The following is an 839-nucleotide window of genomic DNA, read 5'->3' on the forward strand; positions in this document are numbered from 1 at the left end:
CCTTGGGTGCGTGGCCGCCCGTTAGATAAAGCCGGCGAAATTCGTTCCGCATTTCGGAGGCTTGCGCTAGGAACACCGATCATATTGCGCTTCCGGCCGGCCGCCGCAAGCGTTGGGGATACGGGGCATGTCGAAGAGCAACAACGTCTATAAGGACGCCTTCAACCGCGGACTGCGACTGCTCGACGAAACCAGGAGCCTGCCGTCCGAGCCCGAGCTCGGAACGCTGCTCGGCGTCAGCCGCACCACGGTGCGCAGCATTCTTTCGCGCATGGAAGAAACCGGGCTGATCGCCTGGAACAAGCGCAACAAAACGGTGCTGCGGGCGCCGAAGGCGGAAGATTTCTTCCCCGAGGAAGAGACCGACTCGCTGGCCGAGATCATCGAGCGCTCCTTCATGCGCCGGCTGCTCGCCGGCGGCGCGGAAGCAGGCATGCAGATCAACGAGCTCGAGCTGGCGCGCGAGATCGGCGTCGGCACCACCAGCGTGCGCGAATTCCTGATCCGCTTCTCGCGCTTCGGCCTGATCGAGAAGCGGCGCAACAGCCATTGGGTGCTCAAGGGCTTCACCCGCGCTTTCGCGCTTGAGCTGACCGAGATCCGCGAGATGTTCGAGCTGCGTTCGGCGGCTGCCTTCGTCGCGCTGCCGGAGGATAGCGCGGTCTGGGCCGATCTCGACCGGCTGGAGATCGAACATCGCCAATTGGCGAGCGAGATCGCGACGCGCTTCAACGAATTCTCCGAGCTCGATGAGCGCTTCCACCGGCTGATCCACCGCGCCTCGCACAATCGCTTCATCGTCGATTTCTACGATGTGATCGCGATGATCTTCCACTACC

1 protein-coding gene is annotated in these 839 nt (G+C 63.1%); it reads left to right on the forward strand.

The genetic code is table 11. The features are described 5' to 3' along the window. Window positions 1-127 precede the first annotated feature (127 nt). Window positions 128-839: GntR family transcriptional regulator (locus tag EOA60_RS35235; protein WP_128312745.1), on the forward strand; the 712-nt coding region annotated here is incomplete at its 3' end.

Source organism: Mesorhizobium sp. M1A.F.Ca.IN.020.06.1.1, assembly GCF_004023265.1.
Classification (GTDB): domain Bacteria; phylum Pseudomonadota; class Alphaproteobacteria; order Rhizobiales; family Rhizobiaceae; genus Mesorhizobium.